The sequence below is a fragment of the Desulfosarcina sp. genome (assembly GCF_046496365.1).
Classification (GTDB): domain Bacteria; phylum Desulfobacterota; class Desulfobacteria; order Desulfobacterales; family Desulfosarcinaceae; genus Desulfosarcina.
The window spans coordinates 1-3,304 of the sequence record NZ_JAWOHB010000119.1 but is presented as its reverse complement, the minus strand read 5'-3'; the positions used below and the strand labels follow the sequence as shown (position 1 = coordinate 3,304).

Here is a 3,304-nt window from a genome sequence, read left to right as displayed (position 1 = left end):
GGACCGCCGATTCCTGTTGCCGCCTTCCCGATCAGGCCTGGTATGTCCACCTGGGGGGCGGTCGTGTCCACCGCGGGATGAAACATGGATCGTATCTGGTCTGGCCGATGTCCCTGAAAAACCAGAAACCGGATGTTCCGGGGCACACGGAAAAGGTGCGCTTTAGCGCCGATGATGCCAGGGTACGCGACACGCACACCGGTTTGATCTGGAACAAAGATGCCAATCCGGCTGACCACCCGCTTACCTGGCAGGGGACTTTGTCAATGGTCGACGCGTTAAACCGAAAACACTTTGGCGGCTGCAGCGATTGGCGCCTGCCCAACATCCGGGAATTGGAGAGCCTGGTCGATCTCAACGCGCATTCGCCGGCGCTGACCCTCGGTCACCCGTTTGTCAACGTGCAGGATGCCTATTGGTCATCGACCACCAGTGTCTATGAACCGCGCTACGCCTGGACACTTTAGAGCCGCGACGGAATTGTCGGTGTGGGGTTCAAGCTAGGCGAAGATTTTTTCCTATGGCCGGTCGGCAACGGATGATCCCGGTATCCCGTATAAACGGTAGCCGTGCTCAACCTGAAATATACGGTACTGAATGTATTGTGCCGTCGCTTTGGAAAACCTATAATCGTATAGGCTTAGCATGGAAAATTTTCAATATGGAGGTAAAATGGACCTGTTACGGATACTCTTGGCGATTCTTCTCCCACCCCTTGGCGTTTTTCTGCAGGTCGGGCTTGGTGGGCAATTCTGGATCAATATTCTATTGACGCTGCTTGGTTATATACCGGGTATTGTTCATGCTGTATGGATTATCGCAAGAAGATGAGAACGACTAACGGATCGTCCACTCCTTGTCGTCAAGCAGAAGATCACTGCATCGGCCGATTTCACCATCCGCGCACTCAACACATACCCATGGATATCTTTTACGCTTCGCAGCATATGCATAAGTCACCTCCAGCGCCTCGCGGAACACCGCACATTGTCGGCAGTTTATCTTTTTCAGCGCCTATACGCGATTGCCATGGGATCGCATCAACCATTTTTTTTGCAGGAGCTCGCGAATAGCCATCGGATCCTGTTCGTACATCCGGATGGTTTCCCTGTCTCGTTGAATGGGGCCATGGGAAAGATCCTCCGTTTGCCCAATCATCTCCGGGAAGATTCGATCCACTGATATCAATATCCCGGGGAGAACTTTCTGCGAAGGAAACTGGGTTGGCTGTAGTCAATTCCGGTGTGAAAACGAAAAGGGTCCATATGACTGTGAGAACGGTCCTGGAGAACATTTATAGTGTTGCAGCCTCTGGGTATAAATTAAAATTCAGCGTTATCCTTGGCGCCACCTTACAGCCTTGACAGACGAAAAACAATCAGGTGAATCCCGTATATTCCAGGTTCGAGAAAAATAGGGTGCACAACCCATGGATAGGACGGGTTGGATCGATTATTCTGAAAATCCGTTGAATAGGACCACCCTTCAGGTGACGCCACTTTCATCGCGCATCGTGCGCCCCTGATTTTTCCAAAATACCGGCGGCAACATCGCTGCCGGGCAAAGAAAGGAGATTGACCATGCCAGTCAGACATTCCGAAGGAATTTGGGAAGGTACATTAAAAAACGGGCAGGGGAAAATGCGAATCGGCAGCAGTGGGTTCGAAGTCGATTACTCCTTCCCTTCACGATTTGACAGCGGCAGCGGGACCAATCCGGAAGAACTGCTTGGTGCGGCACATGCCGGCTGTTTCTCCATGGCCCTGTCGCTGTTCATCGGAGAGGCGGGATTTACTCAAAGCAGTGTCCACACCCGGGCAAGCGTCCATCTGGACAAATTGGAAAAAGGCTTCGCCATCAGCCGAGTGGAACTGGATACGACCGCGGACGTTCCCGGCATGGATGCACAGATGTTCTCGAAACTGGCCGAGCAAGCCAAGAACGACTGTCCGGTATCCCGTGCACTGGCCGGCGTCGAGATCTCTCTTGATGCAAAACTGGAACGCGATCAAGCGGTGCCTGAAAAATCGGAAGAGGACTTCGCACTTGCACCGGCGGAAAAACCGCGTTCGACAGACATGTCGAAATAAAACAAGGAGCGGGCATGACCTCTCAAAAAGTGAAATTATTCGCTTTGACCACCTGCAGTCACTGCAAGGCCGTCAAGGAACTGCTGGCGCGTCACAACATCGATGTTGACGTCGTTGATGTCGACGACCTGGAAGCCGGTGACCGGGAGACTGCCATAAAAGAAGTCAAACAGTACAACGAACGCGTCTCCTTTCCAACCACGGTGATCGGCGGCAAGGTGGTCGTCGGTTACAAGGCCGATCGAATAAAAAAGGCCCTCGAACGAAAATAACTGCCCCGGTCCATCCGCGTCAGAGACCCACACAACCATGACCACTAGCGCATTCGAGGAAAAAATGGACCTTAAATCATCCGACGCTCAAGAAGCCGTCAGCCGGGCGCAGGCGCTGCTGAAAGAATGCACGACCGGCCACGGCTTCCTGGCCAGCCCCACCGACAGCGACAATTACCGGCGCATTTGGGGCAGGGACGGAGTGATCATCGGGCTGGCGGCATTGATGACCGGCGATCGTGACCTGATTGCAGCGCTTGGCAGCACATTGGAGACACTGGCCGAACACCAGGGACCTCATGGCGAGATTCCCAGCAATGTGGACGTGCGCAGCGGCCGCGTCAGCTACGGGGGTATGACCGGACGGGTGGATGCGGATCTCTGGTTCGTCATCGGATGCGGTGAATATTGGCAGGCCATCAAAGATGACGCCTTTATCGAACGCATGATGCCGGTTATCGAGAAGGTGGTCTTTCTGCTGGGCGCCTGGGAATTCAACAATCGCGGGCTGCTGTATGTACCCGCTACCGGTGACTGGGCGGACGAGTACGTCCACAACGGTTATATTCTCTACGATCAGTTGCTCTATCTGTACGCCTTGAGAACGCTTCATCACATTCGGCAACGGGTCGCCGGCTTCGATGACCACGACTTGCGTACCCGGATCAGCCTGTTGAAGCATAGGATTCAGGCCAACTACTGGTTCGGTTCGGATGAAAAAATTCCCGACGATGTCTACCACGAGATTCTTTTTGAAAAAGGCCGCAAAGCAGCCAACCACTGTACCCGCCAATACTGGCTGCCGTTTTTCTCACCCCATGGGTATGGCTATCGCTTTGATGGATTCGCCAATGTGTTGGCCTCGCTTCTCGGTGTGTCCACGCCATCGCGTCGCCGGACGGTCGATGCCTATATCGAACAGCATGTCGTACCGGACCAAAT

The 3,304-nt window shown here is 53.7% G+C and carries 5 protein-coding genes; all 5 read left to right on the top strand.

Annotated features, from left to right (window positions below; all coding sequences use genetic code 11):
• Window positions 1-467: DUF1566 domain-containing protein (locus tag R6V78_RS10885; protein ID WP_410289389.1), on the top strand; the 467-nt coding region annotated here is incomplete at its 5' end.
• 205 nt (window positions 468-672) lie between these two features.
• Complete coding sequence (locus R6V78_RS10880) at window positions 673-831, top strand: YqaE/Pmp3 family membrane protein (protein ID WP_410289388.1); 159 nt, start codon at window positions 673-675, stop codon at window positions 829-831.
• Between the two features lie 749 nt (window positions 832-1,580).
• Window positions 1,581-2,090: an OsmC family protein gene (locus R6V78_RS10875; RefSeq protein WP_410289387.1), complete on the top strand. Its 510-nt coding sequence runs from the start codon at window positions 1,581-1,583 to the stop codon at window positions 2,088-2,090.
• 14 nt (window positions 2,091-2,104) lie between these two features.
• On the top strand, window positions 2,105-2,362 hold the full coding sequence (locus R6V78_RS10870) for a glutaredoxin family protein (protein WP_410289386.1): 258 nt from the start codon (window positions 2,105-2,107) through the stop codon (window positions 2,360-2,362).
• A gap of 37 nt (window positions 2,363-2,399) precedes the next feature.
• On the top strand, window positions 2,400-3,304 hold a 905-nt coding region (locus tag R6V78_RS10865; RefSeq protein ID WP_410289385.1), incomplete at its 3' end, for a hypothetical protein.